14 protein-coding genes are annotated in these 16,451 nt (G+C 62.1%); 10 read left to right on the top strand and 4 right to left on the bottom strand.

Annotated features, from left to right (window positions below; translation table 11 throughout):
• Positions 1-61: 61 nt before the first annotated feature.
• Entirely contained in the window at positions 62-1,282 is a 1,221-nt protein-coding gene (locus E5720_RS04470; protein ID WP_136169630.1) for an acetyl-CoA C-acetyltransferase, read from the bottom strand.
• Positions 1,283-1,351: 69 nt separating this feature from the next.
• Entirely contained in the window at positions 1,352-2,314 is a 963-nt protein-coding gene (locus E5720_RS04465) for an SGNH/GDSL hydrolase family protein (protein ID WP_136169629.1), read from the bottom strand.
• A gap of 108 nt (positions 2,315-2,422) precedes the next feature.
• On the opposite strand from E5720_RS04465, the gene E5720_RS04460 reads away from it, so the two are divergent.
• Positions 2,423-3,808, top strand: a complete 1,386-nt coding sequence (locus E5720_RS04460; protein ID WP_136169628.1) for a cystathionine beta-synthase — start codon at positions 2,423-2,425, stop codon at positions 3,806-3,808.
• Positions 3,809-3,867: 59 nt separating this feature from the next.
• Here E5720_RS04460 and E5720_RS04455 read toward each other — a convergent pair whose 3' ends face one another.
• Positions 3,868-5,055 (bottom strand): acyl-CoA dehydrogenase family protein, encoded by a 1,188-nt coding sequence (locus E5720_RS04455; RefSeq protein ID WP_247596164.1) that lies wholly within the window; start codon positions 5,053-5,055, stop codon positions 3,868-3,870.
• A gap of 122 nt (positions 5,056-5,177) precedes the next feature.
• Here E5720_RS04455 and E5720_RS04450 point away from each other — a divergent pair, with 122 nt between their 5' ends.
• From E5720_RS04450 to E5720_RS04440, 3 genes are all read left to right on the top strand, one after another.
• On the top strand, positions 5,178-6,383 hold the full coding sequence (locus E5720_RS04450; protein WP_136169626.1) for a cystathionine gamma-synthase: 1,206 nt from the start codon (positions 5,178-5,180) through the stop codon (positions 6,381-6,383).
• A gap of 8 nt (positions 6,384-6,391) precedes the next feature.
• The gene (locus E5720_RS04445; RefSeq protein ID WP_136169625.1) at positions 6,392-7,162 is read left to right on the top strand and encodes an aspartate/glutamate racemase family protein; all 771 of its coding nucleotides are present in this window, start codon (positions 6,392-6,394) and stop codon (positions 7,160-7,162) included.
• A gap of 357 nt (positions 7,163-7,519) precedes the next feature.
• The gene (locus E5720_RS04440; protein ID WP_136169624.1) at positions 7,520-7,843 is read left to right on the top strand and encodes a PASTA domain-containing protein; all 324 of its coding nucleotides are present in this window, start codon (positions 7,520-7,522) and stop codon (positions 7,841-7,843) included.
• Here the strand turns inward: E5720_RS04440 and E5720_RS04435 are convergent.
• The gene (locus tag E5720_RS04435; protein WP_136169623.1) at positions 7,822-8,877 is read right to left on the bottom strand and encodes a ferredoxin--NADP reductase; all 1,056 of its coding nucleotides are present in this window, start codon (positions 8,875-8,877) and stop codon (positions 7,822-7,824) included. The two genes, E5720_RS04440 and E5720_RS04435, sit on opposite strands and share 22 nt — an antisense overlap.
• A gap of 253 nt (positions 8,878-9,130) precedes the next feature.
• On the opposite strand from E5720_RS04435, the gene mdo reads away from it, so the two are divergent.
• The 6 genes from mdo (at position 9,131) to E5720_RS04405 (ending at position 16,448) form a co-directional block, all read left to right on the top strand.
• Complete coding sequence (gene mdo, locus E5720_RS04430; protein WP_084348011.1) at positions 9,131-10,402, top strand: NDMA-dependent methanol dehydrogenase; 1,272 nt, start codon at positions 9,131-9,133, stop codon at positions 10,400-10,402.
• 108 nt (positions 10,403-10,510) lie between these two features.
• Positions 10,511-11,578, top strand: coding sequence for a MoxR family ATPase (locus E5720_RS04425; RefSeq protein ID WP_136169622.1), 1,068 nt, complete (start codon positions 10,511-10,513; stop codon positions 11,576-11,578).
• Complete coding sequence (locus E5720_RS04420) at positions 11,575-13,092, top strand: VWA domain-containing protein (protein ID WP_136169621.1); 1,518 nt, start codon at positions 11,575-11,577, stop codon at positions 13,090-13,092. Before E5720_RS04425 ends, E5720_RS04420 begins: the two co-directional genes overlap by 4 nt.
• 148 nt (positions 13,093-13,240) lie before the next feature.
• On the top strand, positions 13,241-14,458 hold the full coding sequence (locus tag E5720_RS04415; protein ID WP_136169620.1) for an iron-containing alcohol dehydrogenase: 1,218 nt from the start codon (positions 13,241-13,243) through the stop codon (positions 14,456-14,458).
• Positions 14,455-15,801 (top strand): histidine kinase, encoded by a 1,347-nt coding sequence (locus E5720_RS04410; RefSeq protein ID WP_136169619.1) that lies wholly within the window; start codon positions 14,455-14,457, stop codon positions 15,799-15,801. The genes E5720_RS04415 and E5720_RS04410 overlap by 4 nt, the downstream gene beginning before the upstream one ends.
• Positions 15,798-16,448 carry a response regulator transcription factor gene (locus E5720_RS04405; RefSeq protein WP_136169618.1) on the top strand — a complete coding sequence of 217 codons (651 nt, stop codon included), beginning with the start codon at positions 15,798-15,800 and terminating at the stop codon, positions 16,446-16,448. The genes E5720_RS04410 and E5720_RS04405 overlap by 4 nt, the downstream gene beginning before the upstream one ends.
• Positions 16,449-16,451 lie beyond the last annotated feature (3 nt).

Here is a 16,451-nt window from a genome sequence, read left to right as displayed (position 1 = left end):
CCCCGCACTCCGATGGAGTGCGGGGCCGTTCTCATGTCAGGGGCAAGCAGAGACGTCCCGATCAGCTGAGGCGTTCCAGAACCATTGCCATGCCCATGCCGCCGCCGACACACATGGTCTCGACGCCGAATGTCTTGTCCTGGGTCTTCAGGTTGTTCAGCAGTGTTGTGGTGATACGAGCACCGGTCATCCCGAAGGGGTGTCCGATGGCGATAGCGCCACCGGAGATGTTGAGCTTGTCGTGATCGATGCCGAGATCACGAGCAGATCCGAGAACCTGGACCGCGAACGCCTCGTTGATCTCGAAGAGGTCGATGTCCGAGATCGACATTCCGGCGATCGAGAGCGCCTTGCGGGTGGCTTCGATCGGGCCGAGACCCATGATCTCGGGCGAGGTACCGGTGACACCCGTGGAGACGATGCGCGCGAGCGGCGTCAGACCGAGTGCCTTTGCCTTCGTATCACTCATGATCACCAGTGCGGCCGCACCATCATTGAGCGGGCAAGCATTGCCTGCGGTTATGGTTCCATTCGGACGGAAGACCGGCTTGAGCTGACTGATCTTCTCGTAGGTCGTCCCTGCACGCGGGCCGTCGTCCGTCGAGACGACGGTGCCGTCCGGCAGCGTGACCGGGGTGATTTCACGCTCGAAGAATCCGCTGGCAATGGCTTCTTCGGCACGATTCTGGCTTCGCACGCCCCAGTGATCCTGGTCCTCGCGGCTGATGCCGGTGACGAGGGCAACGTTCTCGGCGGTCTGCCCCATCGCGATGTACGCGTCGGGAAGGTTGCCGTTCTCGCGGGGATCGGTCCAGCTGTCTGCGCCCTCTTCCTGCGCCTTCTTGGTCCGTGCCTCGGCATCGGCGAAGAGCGGGTTGTGGCTCTGCGGAAGCGAATCGGAGTTGCCGTGAACGAAGCTCGAAACACTCTCGACGCCTGCAGAGATGAAGACATCTCCTTCGCCGGCCTTGATCGCGTGCATGGCCATGCGAGTGGTCTGCAGCGAAGAAGAACAATAGCGGGTGATGGTCGTACCGGGCAGCGAGTCGTAACCGAGAAGAACAGCGACGATCCGCGCGAGGTTGTTGCCCTGCATTCCGCCGGGAAGGCCACAGCCGAGGAGTAGGTCATCGATGTCGGTCGGGTCGAGCTCGGGAACCTTGGCGAGTGCTGCGGCCACCATCTGCACGGTCAAGTCATCGGAACGAATGTCCTTGAGCGATCCCTTCATCGCGCGGCCGATAGGTGAACGAGCGGTACTGACGATTACTGCCTCTGGCATGAAATCTCCTTTGTTGGCTGCTGACTGCGGGAATTGCGCAAGCAGGCATTGGATGCTTCGAACATATCGCTAGCCGTTCTGTGCCTCTATTTCGGCACCTCGACGGCGCAGAAACCTTTCGATCGACGCGGTTGCCCGAGGCCCGAACCTGCGAGACTCCACTGCCGCGGATACATCGGGCAGCTGGGGTAGTGGCCCGCCGCGCCATTCGCCGAGCGCGGCCGCCAGGACAGGAAGCAACTGACGTGCCGCAAGTTCGTAACCCGCCGCCGACGGATGGAACCGATCGGCCGAGAACATGGTCTCCGGCGCCGCAAGGAACTCTGGTGCGAGTAAATCCGCCAAGGCAACCGGGTGACCGCCGGCGGACAAGGTAGCCGCTGACTGTGCGCGTGCGAGTCGGAGGCCCCAGTTCCGCACGACGGTGCGCAGCGGTTGCGGAATGGCTGTGACCACTCCGAGGTCGGGGCACGTTCCGACCACCACCACAGTTCCCTGCGCAGTCAGGCGACCCACCGCGTCACCGAGTCGTGTGGCCGAGGCGCTGATCGAGAATTTCTTGGTGACATCGTTGGCGCCGATGAGAATGACAACGGCGTCGGGCGCAGGACCGGCAACGAACATCGCGTCGACCTGACCTTCGAGACCTTTCGATGTTGCACCCGCAAGTGCTTTGGTACTCAGCCTTATTCGCTTGTCCGTCTCCTCGGCCAGTCCGCGCGCCACGAGGACACCGGGAACCTCCTCCGCGACGACGCACCCGACGCCTGCAGCAGTGGAGTCACCGAAGACCATCAGGTGGATATCGGCCGAAATTCCGGGCCGCCAGCGCTGCGGGGTCGGTGATCCCGCGGTGTAGACGCCGTCGGCTTCGGGAGGTTTGGTCACGGTCCTCCCGATGACTCCTCGCGCGGAACTCGCCTGGGACATCAGGGCTTTGTACGCAGCCCAGGAGGCAGTGCCGGCGGAGGAGCCTGCCAATACGGTTGCGGCACCTGCTTTGGCGGCCGTTTGCCATCGATTCACCGGCACTCGAGGTCCTTTTCTTTCTGCGCCATGCCGTCCATCGTATGCAACGAACCACACGTGCCTCGGCGGTACCGAGAAGCCGCCCGCGGTGGCGTCTGGGAAGATGTAGGAATGCGCATTGCTCAGCACGTCACCGAACTCATCGGCAACACTCCGTTGGTCAAGCTGTCCTCCGTTGTCGGCGACAACGCAGGGACGGTCGCTGCCAAGATCGAATACCTCAACCCCGGTGGCTCGTCCAAGGACCGCATCGCGATCAAGATGATCGACGCCGCCGAAGCTGCAGGAGAGCTGAAGCCCGGTGGGACGATCGTCGAGCCCACCTCCGGTAACACCGGGGTCGGGTTGGCTCTGGTAGCTCAGCAGCGGGGTTACAAGTGTGTCTTCGTCTGCCCCGACAAGGTCGGGGAGGACAAGCGCAACGTGCTTCGTGCGTACGGCGCCGAGGTCGTGGTCTGCCCGACTGCCGTCGCACCGGAGGATCCGAACAGCTACTACAGCGTTTCCGACCGTCTCGTGCGGGAAATCGACGGAGCCTGGAAGCCGAATCAGTACGCCAACCCAGCAGGCCCTCAGAGCCATTACGAGACCACCGGCCCCGAGATCTGGGCCGATACAGACGGCAAGATCACCCACTTCGTTGCGGGAGTCGGTACCGGCGGCACCATCTCCGGAACAGGTAAGTACCTCAAGGAGATGTCCGGCGGCAAGGTCAAGGTCGTTGGCGTCGACCCTGAAGGGTCGGTCTACTCAGGCGGTACCGGCCGTCCGTACCTCGTCGAGGGCGTCGGCGAGGACTTCTGGCCGACCGCGTACGACCCGTCGATCCCCGACGAAATCATCGCGGTATCGGATGCGGACTCGTTCGACATGACACGACGTTTGGCCCGGGAAGAAGGACTGCTGGTCGGCGGATCCTGCGGCATGGCAGCGGTAGCTGCGATCAAGGTTGCCGAGCGTGAAGGCCCCGATGCGCTCGTCGTCGTGCTCTTACCCGACGGTGGCCGCGGTTACCTGGCGAAGATCTTCAACGACGACTGGATGTCCTCGTACGGATTTCTGCGCTCACGTCTCGACGGTAATACCGATGAACCGTCGGTCGGCGACGTCCTGCGGGGCAAATCCGGTGCGCTACCGGCGCTGGTGCACACGCATCCGTCCGAGACGGTCCGCGACGCCATCGAAATTCTCCGTGAATACGGCGTCTCGCAGATGCCCGTCGTCGGCGCCGAGCCGCCCGTCATGGCAGGAGAGGTTGCAGGAAGCGTCACCGAACGTGATCTGCTCAGTGCAGTCTTCGAAGGACGCGCGGCACTCGCCGATCCCGTGGCCAAGCATATGAGCGAGCCGTTCCCGCTCATCGGAGCAGGCGAGCACGTATCCGACGCGACGAAGGCGCTGGGGGAGACCGATGCCCTCATGGTCGTCGAAGAAGGCAAGCCGGTCGGCGTCATCACCCGCCACGATCTTCTCGGATTCCTCAGCAAGGGCGCATAGCCCCACGTGAGTGGAATTTCCCGCCTCGGGCGCAAATTCCACTCACGTGCCCCGAGCGCCTATCGGACCGCGCTCGACCCGGTCAGCGCTTGGCCCACCACCAACTGATGTACCTCGGACGTGCCCTCGTAGGTGAGGACGGACTCGAGGTTGTTGGCGTGCCGTAGCACCGGGTACTCCAGCGTGATTCCGTTGGCGCCCAGAATTGTTCGACATTCACGGGCGATCTTGATCGCCTCCCGCACATTGTTGAGTTTGCCGACCGATACTTGCTCACCGCGCAGTTCGCCCTTGTCCTTCAGGCGCCCGAGGTGGAGTGCGAGGAGTTGACCCTTGCCGAGCTCGAGGGCCATGTTCGCAAGCTTTGCCTGGGTCAGCTGGTAGGCGGCCAGGGGCTTGTCGAACACCTCTCGGGTCTGGGCATACTCGATCGCCGATTCCATGCAATCGCGGGCCGCTCCCATGGCACCGAAAATGATGCCGAAGCGTGCCTCGTTGAGGCACCCGAGCGGGCCGCTGAGCCCGCGGGCCTCGGGGAGCATCGCGTCGTGGGGAAGCCTGACGTCCTCGAGCACGAGTTCACCGGTGATGGACGCGCGAAGCGACAATTTGTTCTTCACGGTATTCGCGGTGAAGCCCGGAGTGTCCGTCGGTACGACGAAGCCGCGAATTTTGTCATCGGTCTGTGCCCAGACGACTGCGACATCGGCGATCGGGCCGTTGGTGATCCACATCTTGCTGCCGTTGAGGATCCAGTCGCTACCGTCCTTTTTCGCTCTGGTCCTCATGCCGCTGGGGTTCGAGCCGAAGTCCGCCTCGGTCAACCCGAAGCATCCGATGCTCGACCCCTCGGCCATCGACGGGAGCCACTGCTGCTTCTGCTCCTCGGAGCCGAACTTCCAGATCGCGAACATCGCCAGCGAACCTTGCACAGAGACGAGGCTGCGAATCCCGGAGTCCATTGCTTCGAGTTCCATACAGGCCAATCCGTATGCCGTCGCTGAGGTTCCAGCGCAGCCGTAACCCTCCAAGTGCATACCGAGCAGGCCGAGTGAGCCCAGTTCCTTCGCAAGCTCGCGAGCGGGGACAGTGCCCGCCTCGTACCATTGCGCCAAGTGCGGGCGGACGCGCTCGTTGCCCAACTTGCGGACCGTCTCGCGAATCTGACGTTCTTCGGAGTCCAAGAGAGAATCGAGCGCGAACAATTCTTCGACGCTCTGCGAGCTGTGGGGTGTCGAGTCGGCCACGGTGTGCCTCGTTTCTTCCGGCGGTGTTCTCCGCTGGCGTGGATGAGTGTTGCCGCCGAAAATTTCGTGCGGCTGAGTCTCCCGCAGGCTACCCATTTCCTGCACCTATTAGTCTGGAAGCCATGAGTGAGCAGCGCAGCAAGGCAGACAGCACGTCCGGGAGTGGAGCCAGCGGAACGACCCAGGGTGATAAGCAGGGGTTTTCCACCAAGGCGGTGCACGCGGGGTACGAGCCCGATCCGTTGACCGGTGCGGTCAACGTGCCGATCTATGCCAGCTCGACGTTCGCTCAGGACGGCGTCGGCGGCATGCGCAGTGGGTTCGAGTACGCCCGCACCGGAAACCCAACGCGTCGGCCGCTCGAAGCCAACCTTGCCGCGATCGAATCCGGCACCTACGGCCGAGCCTTCTCCTCGGGCATGGCGGCCACGGATTGCCTCCTTCGTGCGGCCCTGCGACCCGGCGACCACCTCGTCATTCCGAATGACGCTTACGGCGGCACCTTCCGCCTGATCGACAAGGTTTTCACCCAGTGGGGTATCGAGTACTCCGTCGCGGCAGTGTCCGATGTCGATGCCGTTCGTCAGGCGATTCGGCCGAATACCAAGCTGGTGTGGGTCGAGACACCTACCAACCCGCTGCTCAACATCGGCGACATCGAGGCACTCGCGGAGGTCGCTCACGGCTCGAACGCGAAGTTGGTCGTGGACAATACTTTCGCCTCGCCCTACTTGCAGCAGCCACTTTCACTCGGTGCAGACGTCGTGCTGCATTCGACGACGAAATACATCGGCGGACACTCCGACGTCGTCGGCGGGGCACTGATCACCGATGACGAAGAGCTCGACGCGGCCTTCGCGTTTCTGCAGAACGGGGCCGGTGGAGTTCCAGGACCGTTCGACGCATTTTTGACTCTGCGCGGCATCAAGACGCTCGCGTTGCGAATGGAGCGTCACAGCGACAATGCCGAAAAGCTCGTCGAGATGCTGAACAGTCATCCGGCGATCTCACAGGTCATCTACCCCGGATTGCCGGAACACCCTTCGCATCAGGTCGCGGCAAAGCAGATGCGACGCTTCGGCGGCATGATTTCGGTGCTGCTCGGCGGCGGTCAGCAGGCAGCGCTCGACTTCTGTGCTCGCACCGAGATCTTCACCCTCGCGGAGTCCCTCGGTGGTGTGGAATCACTCATCGAACACCCCGGAGCGATGACTCATGCGTCGACGGCAGGGTCGCTGCTCGAGGTTCCCGACAATCTCGTTCGCTTGTCGGTAGGTATCGAAGACGCCGCTGATCTGATCGGCGATCTCGAGCAGGCACTGGGCTGACACACCCAGTGATGGTCGGATTGATCGACTCGGGGCTCGGCTTGCTGCCGACGGCTGCACGCTTGAGAGAGCTGCGTCCCGATCTCGATCTGATTCTGCTGATGGATCCCGACGGGGCCCCATGGGGCCCGAAACCTGATGGGTGGGTGATCGATCGCGTGGTGAATGCTGCCGATCGCGCTGTGTCATCGGGAGCCGAGGTGATCGTGTTGCCGTGCAACACCGCGAGTGTGACGGCCTTGGCGCATGTCCGTCGCCACCTCGGTGACGCGATTCCGGTGATCGGCACTGTCCCAGCGATCAAGCCCGCTGCGGCAGCAAGTGATCGGATCGCGGTCTGGGCAACGGCTGCAACGACGGCCAGTGCGTATCAAGCGCGCTTGATCGAGGAGTTCGCGACGGGTCGGTCCGTCACTTCGGTCGCGTGCCACGGTCTCGCGGATTCCATCGACCGGGGCGACGCGGCGGCGATCTCGGCGGCGATCCGAATTGCGGTCGCTGCCACGCCGGCAGATGTCGATGCCGTCGTTCTCGGTTGTACTCACTATCCGTTGGTGTCGAACGAGATCACTTCTCTGTTGCCGGACAACGTGCGCCTGTTCGACAGCGCAGAGGCCGTTGCGCGGCAGACGCTTCGGCGGAGCGACTCTACGGGTCGCTTGTCAACCGGGTCGAGTCAGCTGACGGTCTTCCTCAGCGATCGGCGAGGAGAGCTGCCGGTCAGTGCGCTTGCGCACCGCGAAGGCCGACTGTTGAGCAACCAGTCGATCTGCAAGTGATCGCATGACAGATCGGTAGGACTCTGTACGCGCTTGCGGTAGCGGGTGTGGAGACAAGGCGCAATATCATTAGTTGAAGCAACGTATTACCGTCGAAAGGGAAGAATGGACCCACGTGGTCGACGTCGACCACGTGCATTGCCATTACCTCTCGCGGCCGGATGCCGCGTCCACTGCCGGTCGGTGTCGCATTCTGGTTAGTCGGACTGATCTACCTTGTCGCGATGGCGTCGTCGGCCGCAGTCCGATCGACGGGTCCTGACAACTCACCGCAACTTCCCAGCTTCGTCGAGGCAGATAGCCAGGATTCGAGATCAACCTTGTGGGGTAATCGCTTTCGCCTCACAAGGAGTCCAGATGCGTCACTCTATAAGGAAAGTCATTGCAGTCGTCGTAGCGGCAGGAGCCTTGTCGGTCGGGGGTGCATCGCTGGCGGCTGCGGCAACGACACCCGTGACAGTGCCCGACGTCACCGGGGACACCGCTCCCACCGCAGTCGAGGTGCTGGAGGCTGCCGGCTTCACCAACGTCATCGTCTCCGGTCCGTTCGCACACGACCCGGACACCACGGTCACGCGAACCTCGGTGTCTGCTTATTCGGCAGCGTCGGCGTCACAACCGATCACGGTGTTCGCTGAGCCCTGGAGATTGTCCGCTGGTCAGAACTCGATCTTCAGGTGATCGCTGACCGGGTGAGCTTGGCAGCCGAGGATCATGCCCTCGGCTATGTCTTCGTCGTCGAGGACTTCGCAGTTGTCCATCGTCACTTCGCCGGCGGAGAGGGTGCATGCGCAGGATCCGCATTCGCCCTCTCTGCAGGAGTACGGGACGTCTAGTCCGCCAGCCAACATCACGTCCACGAGTGTCTGTTTCCGCGGCCACGAGAGTGTGTGGGTTTCGCCATCGAGTTCGACCTCGACGGTGGCAGCCGAAGCAGTGTCGTCGTCGGTCAGTTCGATCTCGGGGGCATCGGTGAACGGGTCCCCGGCAAGGGACAGGAACACCTCGCTGTGCACGTTATCGCGAGGGAATCCGCCCGAGGAGAGTGCCTTGTGCACCGCATCCATGAAGGGCGCGGGTCCACACATAAACGCGCGGTACTCGCGGAACGGTGCGGCGAATGTTGCGAGTTGATCGACCGTCGGAAGGCCCTGCAGTGATTCGAGCCAGTGCAAGACGACGAGTCGGCGGGGATATTCGGTTGCGAGAGCACGAAGTTCTTCGGCAAAGATGACCGAGTCCCCATCACGATTAGCGTAGAAGAGAAATACCTTCCCGGTGCCCTCTCCCAGCGCGGACTTCAAAATCGAGATCACCGGCGTGATTCCCGATCCTGCGCCGAACAGCAGGAAGTTCTCGTCCAGATCTGCCGGGGTGAACCGTCCCGACGGCGGAAGCACCTCGATGGTATCGCCGGTCTTCACGTTGTCGCATACCCAGTTGGATCCGTAACCGTCGGACGTGCGCTTGATCGTCACCTTGGGACGGGCGTCGCGGTGGGGTGAGCTTGCCAAGGAGTAGCACCGAGCGACCGAGCCGGTCCGGTCGCTCGGAATACGCAGGGTGAGGAACTGCCCGGGCTTGTAGGTGAATTTGTCCTTGGCGTCTTCGGGGATATCGAAGACGATCGACCGCGCATCGGCTGATTCTTCGATTACATCCGCCACCGTGAGCAGTACGGATCTGGAGCCGTGGGGCACGTCGACTGTCGTCATTCGGTGGTGTCCTTTCGATCAATTGTAACGTGTTCTAGTTTAGCCATCTCGTCTCCTTTCTGTCGATTTTCCCCTCTCTCCTGATCGGCCGTGCAGCACCCCTACCTATCCGATCGGATAGTTCACCTTCGGCGAAGGCAGGGTTCGCGTCGGTAGCTGTTCACAGAGTGCCTCCGGGCCGACAGAGTTGCCATCAGTGAGACGTCGATCACAGCCGGCATCCACGCAATCCAAACACACCGAGGAGACACCGATGGCAATCGAGCTCAACCAGATCTGGGAGTTTCCGATCAAGGAGTTCCACCCTCTGCCCCGCGCCAAGCTAGGAGTCGGTGCCCACGACATGCTCGGTGTCGAGGCCAAAGAACTCGGATTCAAGCGCGCATTGCTCGTCACCACCGGGCTTCGCGGATCCGGCATCATCGAGGAACTGATCGGCAAGATCGAATACCAGGGCGTCGAGGTTGTTCTCTACGACAAGATCGAGAGCAACCCCAAGGACTACAACGTCATGGACGGTGCCGCTCTGTACCAGAAGGAAAAGTGCGACAGCGTCATCTCGGTAGGTGGCGGCTCGAGCCACGACGCAGCCAAAGGTATCCGCGTCGTCGTCGCTCATGACGGCCGAAACATCAACGAGTTCGAGGGATTCTCCAAGTCCACCAACAAGCAGAACCCGCCGCATATCGCCGTATCCACCACGGCCGGAACCGGTTCGGAGACTTCCTGGGCCTACGTGATCACCGATACCTCCAACATGGACAAGCCGCACAAGTGGCTTGCCTTCGACGAGGCATCGACTCCGACTCTGGCACTCGATGATCCGCTCCTGTACTACACCTGCCCGCAACAGTGGACGGCATTCTGCGGATTCGACGTCCTCGCCCACGGCGCCGAGCCGTACGTGTCGCGTCTGGACTTCGCGCCCTCACTGGGCAATGCCATCTACTCGATCGGCCTGGTGTCCAAGCATCTTCGCGAGGCCGTGTACGACCCGGGCAATCTGAAAGCTCGTGAGGGCATGATGAACGCCCAGTACATTGCGACTCAGGCGTTCAACTCCGGCGGCCTGGGCGTTATTCACTCCATCTCGCATGCCATCAGCGCCTTCTACGACAGTGCGCATGGACTGAACAACGCCATCGCCCTGCCGCGGGTGTGGGAGTACAACCTGCCCTCTCGCTACAAGCGCTACGCCGAGATTGCCGTAGCGATGGGCGTCGACACCAAGAACATGACCACCGTTCAGGCCGCCGATGCCGCTGTCGAGGCCGCGATTCGACTCGCCAAGGATGTCGGTATCCCTGACAACTTCGGCTCCATCCGATCGGCAACCTACGGCAAGAACCGGATGAACACCGGCAAATACGCAGGCAAGGGCGACGTGATCAAGGGCGACGAGAAGTCGGTACTCAAGATCTCCGAGCACGTCCAGGACGATTGGTGCACACCGGGCAATCCTCGGGAAGTCACCGTCGAGTCCATGCTCCCGGTCATCTCACACGCCATCAACGAGTCCTACTAGTCGGCAGTCACCGACGTGCTTTCGGCCTGGTCGGGTGCACCCTCGTGCACCCGACCACGCCGGCAGGAACGCGGTCGTTCGGGCCACACACCTACGAAAAGGACACCAATGACAAGGTTGTCGACAGTGCACAACGACGAGGGGCCCAACGACGAGGGGCACAACGACGAGGGGACCGTGCGATTCGTCGACGCGACGGACCTGCAACGAGCATTGGGCGAACAGAACTATATTGCCGATGACGATCTCGCCACCGTAGTTCATCTGGCGACCGCCTTGGATCGTCCATTGCTGCTGGAAGGCCCAGCGGGCGTGGGGAAGACAGAATTGGCGAAGTCGCTCGCGGCGGCCAGTGGGCGCAAGCTCGTACGGCTTCAGTGCTACGAGGGCCTCGATGACAACCGAGCCCTGTACGAATGGGATTATGCCAAGCAGCTCCTGCACGTGCAGATGCTGCGGGAGCATATCGGCGCGCTGACCGAACACATCGCCGACATCGACGAAGCATCTAAGTTGCTGGCAGCCAGAGACTTCGGTCTGTATTCCGAGGCCTTCCTCGCCGTTCGTCCGTTGCTCGAGTCCGTGCTGTCCGAGGAACCGGTGGTACTTCTTGTCGACGAGGTCGACCGCACCGAAGAATCCATGGAAGCGCTACTGCTCGAAGTTCTGGCCGAAAAACAGGTCACCATTCCCGAAGTAGGCACATTCACCGCCCGTAGTGACCCATGGGTCATATTGACCTCCAACGATACTCGCGAACTTTCCTCTGCACTCAAGCGTCGCTGCTTGCACTTTCATCTCGACTACCCGACGCCGCAGCGAGAGCGGGAGATCGTGACGGCCCGCGCTCCCGAAGTGCCGGTGAAGGTTGCCGCCGACGTCGTGGCATTGGCAGCCGAGCTGCGCGAACTCCCGTTGCGGAAGAGCCCCTCCATCTCCGAGGTGATCGACGCAGCTCGGATAGCAGCCGTTCTGGGTCATACCGAAGAAACCAAGAAGTACCTGCTTGCCGCTCTCGTCAAATATTCCTCCGATATGAAACTGGCGCTTGCAGGGGCTGTGCCGGACAAGCTCACGGTTGCCGAAAGCTCACTCGGAGCACCGATGAATACCACCGCCTCCGCATTCCGTGGCCATGGTGGCCGCGAAAAGGGCGGCATCGGGATACGAAAATGACTGGTGCACCGACATTTTCACCGTCGATCGTGTTGGATGTGCTGTCGGCGGTGTTCGGACGTACGTTGCGAGTCAACGGAGTCGCCTCCTCTCCGGCCGAAGTGATCGAAGTTCGACGCGTTCTCGGTCTGATCGGAGCCCGCGACCTCACGGTTCTTCGTGCGGCTCTTCGCGCTACGTGCGCAAAGTATGCGCACGAGCAGGATGGTTTCGATCGGGCGTTCGATTCTCTGTTCCTCGTTGCCGGAGAATCCGCGATGGAGTCTGTCCGGCAAGCGTTGGGTGCGCAGGTGGCCGGCGGCTTGCCGAGTGATCTCGACGTCGGCGCGGATCAGGAAGCGGCGAAGTACGCGGAGTACAACGAGCGAGCAGTGGAGATCGGTGATCTCCTCGATGCCCCGGAAGCGGACAAGGGGTTCAATCCGCACAAGGACGATGACGACATCAGCCTGTCCTCCGAGGATCACGACCTTTCCGTCGACACCGACGGTGACATGGGCAGAAGGGGTGTGACGTACACCGTCGACCTCGAACGCTCTGGATCGACTGCCGCGGGGGAGTTGGCGTCGAGTACCAGCGGTGCCGTGGCGGGGACGCTCAGCTGGGACGATCCGGCGAGCATTCTGGCGTGGTTCGATGCCTACGACCCGCGCAGTGTCTACGGCGACGGTACCGATTCGGGGCCGTTGTCGGCAGCGCAACTCGACCGAATCACCGATGCTGTCGAAGCATTCGTAGCTGCGCTCGCCGAGCTGACCGGAACCCTGTCCACACCGGACCCGTCGGACGCCGCTGATCGTGCCACCGAGCGTCACGCCGAGATCGATCGGGCAAGCCACGAGGTGCTGCGCCGGATGCGAGGCAAGCCACGTCCGAGGCCGCGGGAACATTCGCGTGGGCCCCTCGATATGCGCCGTACGGTTCGAGCGAGTCTGGGGACCGATGGCATCCCGTTTCACTTGGTGACCAGAACACCGGTAGCGGACAAGGTCCGGCTGTTGGTTTTGGCAGATGTGTCGCTATCGGTCCGGCCGATCACAGCGTTCACGCTGCGGCTCGCGCAAGCCATGCACAGGAGGGCCCACCGGTGCACAGTGATGGGCTTCGTCGATTCGCCGGTAGATGTGACAACCACACTGCTGGGTAGCACCGGCGATGGTGCATTGGCAGCAGTGTTGGCCGACGAGCGTCTCGATCTCGAAGCGAGCAGTGATTACGGGAAGACCTTCGCGAATCTACTCGACGCGTACGGCGATGTTCTGAACAAGCGCACCGCTGTCATCATTGTTGGAGACGGCCGGTGCAACGGCCGACCACCGGGGATCGACGAACTCGAGAAGATCCGTTCGAAGGTGCACCGGTTGGCGTGGATCACTCCGGAATCACGACGCTACTGGGATCAAGCCTCTTGCTCGATGGGAGAGTACGAGCGGATCTGCGATCACGTGGTCGTCGCCCGTGACGGTCAGCAGCTGACTGCTCAGGCTGCAGAGTTGGGACATGCGCTCTCCTGACCGACGAAACCCCGTCACCTACCCGATCGGGCAGGTCACGACCCCTCCTCGCGACCGTGGGGATGATGCTCTTCGACTCGTATGGTTGTAACGTGCATCACATACGATCCGAACACGGCTACGACAGGCATTGCAGAGGCGAGTACCGATGATCGAAGCGGCAGCGACAGGCCAGGCGCTGCACGATCTGCATTCACATCGCAGTTCGGTGGAAACACCCAGAGTCCTCAAGTTTCATGCGCCCGAGATCGTGTTCGGTCAGGATTCGTTGGGTGAAGTTGCACATTCGGCGCGGCGCTTGGGTGCAAGGCGACCGATGGTGGTCACCGACGCCGGGCTCATCGAGACAGGCTGGGTTTCCCAGCTGATCCAATTACTCGAAGACCAGGGCCTCGAACCGACTACCTGGAGCGCTCTGACGCCGAATCCCAAGGACGTCGAGATCGAAGCAGGACACGCCTCGTATCAGGAGTCCGAATGTGACGTCCTGGTGGCCATCGGGGGTGGTTCGGTCATGGATGCGGCCAAAGGAATTGCAGTTCTCGCGGGCAACGGTGGATCGATACTCGACTACGAGGGAGTGGATCGAGCTACCCGCCCGATCCCGCCGCTCGTGATGGTCCCCACGACGTCGGGTACCGGGGCCGACGTCTCGCAGTTCTGTATCGTCACCGATACCGCACGGTCGAGAAAGATCACCATCCTCGGCCGTGCATTGGTTCCGGACATCACCGTCATCGATCCTCGTCTGTTGACCACGATGCCTGAATGGCTCAACGCAGCAACAGGTTTGGATGCGTTGACGCACGGAATCGAGGCTTTCGTCTCGCTCGGTCACAATCAACTCACTGATCATCACGCGCTGCGGGCGGTCACCATGGTCACCTCGCATCTCGCTCGCACGATGGACGTTCCGTCGGACATCGTGGCCCGTACGTCGATGGCACAGGCGAGTCTCGAAGCGGGACTGGCGTTCACCAATGCCATCCTCGGAGCGACACATGCGATGAGTCACCAAGTCGGTGGGCTACTGGACCTCCCGCACGGGGTCATCAATGGAGTCCTTCTCCCACACGTCATCAGGTTCAACGCCGAGGCGGATCCCCTTCCATATGTGGCGATCGCAACAAGCCTCGGACTGGACGAGGCCCGCGGTCCTGCGGAGGAGGCCGCCTTGGCGGTAGCAGCGCGAGTCGAGCGATTGGCGCGGCAAGTCGGAGTTCCCAAAGGCCTCGGCGACATCGGGGTGAGCGAGCACGATATCGACGTGCTCGCAACCAACGCCCTACGCGATGCATGTATGTCGACCAACCCGCGCCCGGCCACCCATCATGAGATGGCTGAACTGTTCAGGGCAGCGCTGTGACGGCACCGCAGCCCGATCTCTCGCTACTGACGGGCCTGAGGTCAGGCAAGAACACGTTCTATCCGCAGTATCGTGGTGCGGCAGAGCGACTGGAGCGGGTGGTCCACGCACTGGAACTGATCTCTCGCGCGCTCGTGCGCACTGTCGACGGCCCGGAAACTCTCATCTGTGCCGTCGCCGAGGCCGCCAGGGCACATCTGAGCGCGCAATGGGTTGTCTTCGCACTCGCCGACGGAGCGTTGGGCGACGCCGGCCCGCGGCGACTCGTTCTCGGCCCTGACGCCACCCCGTTTCTCGTCGACAACGTGGCAGGCCCACCGCTGCCCGAGGACGTCGTAGAGTGCCTGGAGTCGATCAGGCTCGCGACGATCGGCGACGGGCGTGACCCCGTCATCGCGGCCCATCACGCATTCGTCCCCATCGCGCTCGACGGTGGCGTCGTCGGCGCTTTTGCCGCATGGACACCCGACAACCGCGTACTCGACGCGACCGACTCGGCCGTATTGAGCATTCTGGCGAGTCAAACTGCTGTTGCCCTGCAGAACTCGGCGCTGTACCAGAGCCGAAGAGTCCTCCTCGAGCGCGCCGAGAGTGCCTACGCCGAAGCGCACCGGACAGCAGCCGATCTGGCGATCCGCAACGCCGAACTCGAAGCGACGCAACGCGAACTGGGCGCAGCTCATCGCCATCAGGTTCTCGATGACGAGCGTCATCGTATTGCCCGAGAACTACATGACAGTGTGACGCAGGCAGTTCTGTCGGCCGGGATGCAAATCGAATTGTGCCGCAACGATATTCCAGCTGACGAGCGTAGAGAGCGACTCGATCTGGCGAAGGAGTTGACCCGACGTGCCGTCGAGCAACTGCGGTCGGCGATCTATGCGCTCAACCACGCGCAGGACGCCGATCGCACCTCGCTGCCGGAGATGCTCGAACAACTCTCGATCGTGCGCATGCCGGACGAACTGCGGGTCTCGTTGCGGATAGAAGGTACCCCCCTCGAACTCAGTAGCGAGTGCGAGCACGGACTACTGCGCATCGCGGGAGAGGCGTTGTTCAACACAGCCGTCCACGCTGGTGCGACGCGGGCGACGCTGCGTTTGGCCTACCATGAAGATCATGTGCAACTGTCCGTCGCAGATGACGGACACGGCGATCCCGCGCATCTGCGTCTGATGCTTCGGATGGCGGAGAACAACGACGTCGACGGCAGACACCGCGGCCTGGCAAACATGGCAGCGAGGGCGCGTGAGCACGGTGGAGCACTCGAAATCCGTAGGGCCCGAATCGGCGGTGTGCGCGTATCTGCGCGTATTCCGTACGAGAGAGTGAGCAACCCGTGACCGTACATACCGACGTCGTTCGTATCGTGCTGGTCGACGATCACGCGATTCTGCGCGACGGCCTCAGGTCCGTATTGGAACGTGAACCGGATCTGACCATCGTCGGGGAAGCGTCGTCGAGGAGTGAAGGTCTGGCGGTGGTGGATCAGGTCGATCCGGACATCGTGCTGATGGACCTCAAACTGTCGGCGAGTTCGGACTACGAGGGCCTCGCGCTGTGTGCGCAGCTGTCGGGCGCCCACCCCGGCATCGGTCTCCTGGTGTTGACCACCTTCCTCGACGACCGACTGGTCGTGGAGGCAGTGCACGCCGGCGCACGAGGATACGTTGTCAAAGATGTCGACACGACCGAGCTCGTTCGTGCCATCCGCGCGGTGTCACGAGGTGAGAGTGCGTTCGATTCCCGGAGTGCGTCTGCAGTCGTTCGATCTCTCAACGGGCAAGGCTCGAGCGTCGGGAGGCTGACCGATCGTGAACTCGAGGTTCTGCGTCTGCTGGCAACTGGACTGTCCAACAACAGTATCGGCACCAAGCTGTTCATCTCGGCGACGACGGTCAAATTTCACGTCAGCAACCTGATGCGCAAACTCGGTGTCAGCCGTCGAGCCGAGGCGGTCTATGCCGCGAGCAAGCAAGGGCTGATCTGAGGT

This window comes from Rhodococcus sp. PAMC28707 (assembly GCF_004795915.1).
Taxonomy (GTDB): Bacteria; Actinomycetota; Actinomycetes; order Mycobacteriales; family Mycobacteriaceae; genus Rhodococcoides.
The sequence above is the reverse complement of the archived record's forward strand: the minus strand, read 5'-3'. Positions and strand labels throughout refer to the sequence as shown.

Coding starts and splice junctions, on each gene's coding strand:
- E5720_RS04470 (WP_136169630.1), bottom strand. CDS start 1,282: ATGCCAGAGGCAGTAATCGTCAGTACCGCTCGTTCACCTATCGGCCGC.
- E5720_RS04460 (WP_136169628.1), top strand. CDS start 2,423: ATGCGCATTGCTCAGCACGTCACCGAACTCATCGGCAACACTCCGTTG.
- E5720_RS04450 (WP_136169626.1), top strand. CDS start 5,178: ATGAGTGAGCAGCGCAGCAAGGCAGACAGCACGTCCGGGAGTGGAGCC.
- E5720_RS04440 (WP_136169624.1), top strand. CDS start 7,520: ATGCGTCACTCTATAAGGAAAGTCATTGCAGTCGTCGTAGCGGCAGGA.
- E5720_RS04435 (WP_136169623.1), bottom strand. CDS start 8,877: ATGACGACAGTCGACGTGCCCCACGGCTCCAGATCCGTACTGCTCACG.
- mdo (WP_084348011.1), top strand. CDS start 9,131: ATGGCAATCGAGCTCAACCAGATCTGGGAGTTTCCGATCAAGGAGTTC.
- E5720_RS04425 (WP_136169622.1), top strand. CDS start 10,511: ATGACAAGGTTGTCGACAGTGCACAACGACGAGGGGCCCAACGACGAG.
- E5720_RS04420 (WP_136169621.1), top strand. CDS start 11,575: ATGACTGGTGCACCGACATTTTCACCGTCGATCGTGTTGGATGTGCTG.
- E5720_RS04415 (WP_136169620.1), top strand. CDS start 13,241: ATGATCGAAGCGGCAGCGACAGGCCAGGCGCTGCACGATCTGCATTCA.